This is a genomic window from Mycobacterium sp. (assembly GCF_049673265.1).
Taxonomy (GTDB): Bacteria; Actinomycetota; Actinomycetes; order Mycobacteriales; family Mycobacteriaceae; genus Mycobacterium.
This window is the reverse complement of the sequence record NZ_JBATXN010000354.1, coordinates 1-2651: the sequence shown is the minus strand read 5'-3', so window position 1 is coordinate 2651 and position 2651 is coordinate 1. Positions and strand designations below refer to the sequence as shown.

Sequence of the window (2651 nt, the reverse complement as noted above, 5' to 3'; positions counted from 1 at the left end):
GAGTACTTCACCAACCCGTTCGAGATCTATCGACGAATGCGTGAGGATGCCCCGCTCTACTACGACGAGAAAGAGGACTTCTACGCGCTGACCCGCCACGAAGACGTGGCCGGCGCGTTGAAGGACTTCGAGACTTTCTCGTCCTCGCGCGGCTGCGACCTGGCGATGGTCCGCAAGGGCATATCCCCCGAGCAGCGGTCCATCATTTTTATGGATCCGCCGGAGCACCGCCACATGCGCAGCCTGCTCAACAAAGCGTTCACCCCACGAGCCATCCAGTCGCAGCACGACACAGTCGTCGAAGTGGTCGAAAAGTACTTGGGTGCTGCCGATCCCGATCACTTCGACGTCGTGCAGGACTTCTCCGGGCCGTTCCCGGTCGAAGTCATCACCACGATGGCCGGTGTGCCGCCGGACTACCGCCAACAGGTGCGGCACTGGATTGACACCAGCCTGCATCGGGAGCCTGGGCAAATCGAACTCAGCGAAGAGGGCATGCAGGCCAACATCGACACCGCGATGTACTACTACGGGTTGGTGCAGGAGCGCCGTGCCGAGCCACAGGACGACATGATCAGCCGGCTGATCGCCGCCGAGATTCCCTGCGATGACGGCACGGTGCGCCGCCTCGACGACATCGAGATCTGCGGTTTTGCGACGCTACTGGGCGGCGCGGGCGCGGAGACAGTTACCAAGTTGGTCGGCAGCGCGGCGGTGCTCTTCGCCCGTCACCCCGACCAGTGGGAAAAGCTGCTGGCCGATCGCAGCAAGATCCCCAGTGCCGTCGAAGAATTGTTGCGCTACGAAGGGCCGGTGCAATACAACGTCCGCTGGACGATGAAAGAGGCACACGTTAGCGGCGGCACCATTCCCGCCGGCAAGCCGGTGTTTCTGATGAAAGCAGCGGCCAACCGAGACCCCGATGCTTTCACCGACGCAGACACCTTCGACATCGAGCGTGACCAGACCGAGGCGCAGCACCTCGGCCTGGGCTACGGGATTCACAGTTGCCTGGGTGCCGCCTTGGCCCGGATGGAGAGCAGGATCGCACTGGAGCACCTGCTCGACTTCATGCCCCGCTACGAGGTGGATTGGGACGGCTGCAAACGGGTCACCATGCAGAATGTCGCGGGCTGGCTGAACGTTCCGGTGAAGGTATTGCGATGAGGTGGGTTGAGTGACAAAGAAGATCGAAGTCGACTGGGGACTGTGCGAAAGCAACGGGGTGTGCATGGGCATCATCCCGACGGTGTTTCAGCTCGAGGATGACGACACGTTGACCGTGCTGCAGGACGAGGTTACGCCGGAGAACGAAGAGCTAGTGCGGGACGCCGTTCGGCAGTGCCCGCGGCAGGCAATTTCGATCGTCGAATAGCGGCGACTACAACCGGTTGTCGCTGTTCCCGTACGGGAGGGTCTCAGATCCGGCCAAAGCAATGAAATTGGCGATTGGGCCAATGTCGTAAGTGTAATGCGCGGCGCCGGGTCCGGCCTGTACGAACAAGCCGCCATTGATAATGGCTTCGATGATTGGGATGAGCTCAAGGCCAGCCGTGGCGATGACGCCAACGACCTCCAAAATGATCTGGAAAATGTCGGCCACGGTGACGTTCTGGACGATGTCGTAGATGTTGGTTTCGACGACCCCGGTCGGGGCTTCAGCTATCCAAGGATTGCTTCCTACCGGGCAGTCGCTGTAGATGTCATTTCCGTTGCCAATTGTGTTGACAAACTCTCCCCAGTAGTGCTTGACCGTTTTGCTCACTGGCACATAGACCGCGGGCTGAAGGTCATCAGGACCGGCGATACCGCCAGTTACTACGCCGTCCACCTCGCCTGGAACTGGCCAGCCGGCGAAGTCATTTCCAGAAGCAAATCCGGGCGTCCTGCAGGGGTTTCCCCATGTGGCGACGGCGACAATGTCTGGCCAGCGGGCGTGGCATTCCCCGGCCGGGTTGACCACGTGATCTCTCATGAAGTGCGATACGACAATCGCGCCTTGGCTGTACCCCAAAAGAATGATGCCCTGCCCTACCGGATTTCCGGGCGGATACTCGTCGTTGACGAGTCGGATCAGTTCTCGCACACCGTCTTCGACCGACGGACCCATCGGGAAGGGGGCGGCGGGATAATTCCCTACGGGCTGCCAGAAGAATGGACCGCTGTTTCCGGTGGCGACACCGGGCAACGCGTTTGCGACGGCAGCTGGTTGCGGTGGGGTCTGATCCCACATATTGGCGAAGGTTCCGCTGACGGTCATGACCACGTGCTGAGCCATTGCCCCTCCTCGACGGCCGCTTTTTCTACCGGCATAGCGATGCTACACCGCGCGGCGCCACCCACCGCCGCCCGTTTAGCAAAGCCGTTGCGGCTCAGCCAAATCCGGCGAGAATCACCGCGTTGCAGTCGGCGGCGGCTTGCCGTAGTTTCGCCGCCTTTTGATAGGCCTCGGACTCGTACCATGCGCGGGCAGCATCCACCGACTCGAACTCCAGCACAACGGTCTGATCACCGTGCCAGCTGCCTTCGATGACCTTGGGCGCGGTGTCCACCGCCAGAATGTTGACGCCGCCCATCGCCGCTCCGGCGGCCCGGCCGTAAGCCTTCATGCCCTCTGGATCTTTGATGGCCTCGGTGAGGATGACGTATCC

At 61.3% G+C, this 2651-nt stretch carries 4 protein-coding genes; 2 read left to right on the top strand and 2 right to left on the bottom strand.

Annotated features, from left to right (window positions below):
- Window positions 1-1167, top strand: a 1167-nt coding sequence (locus tag WBF82_RS12245; RefSeq protein ID WP_424383293.1) for a cytochrome P450, incomplete at its 5' end; no start/stop codon positions are given.
- 10 nt (window positions 1168-1177) lie between these two features.
- A complete protein-coding gene (locus WBF82_RS12240) occupies window positions 1178-1375 on the top strand; it encodes a ferredoxin (protein ID WP_424383292.1) in 198 nt (65 codons plus the stop codon).
- Between the two features lie 6 nt (window positions 1376-1381).
- On the opposite strand, the gene WBF82_RS12235 is transcribed toward WBF82_RS12240, so the two are convergent.
- Entirely contained in the window at window positions 1382-2278 is an 897-nt protein-coding gene (locus WBF82_RS12235; protein WP_424383291.1) for a hypothetical protein, read from the bottom strand.
- Window positions 2279-2372: 94 nt separating this feature from the next.
- On the bottom strand, window positions 2373-2651 hold a 279-nt coding region (locus WBF82_RS12230), incomplete at its 5' end, for a DUF1330 domain-containing protein (RefSeq protein WP_424383290.1).

Excerpts from the sequence above, each read along its gene's own strand:
- WBF82_RS12235 (WP_424383291.1), bottom strand. The coding sequence starts at position 2,278 with ATGGCTCAGCACGTGGTCATGACCGTCAGCGGAACCTTCGCCAATATG.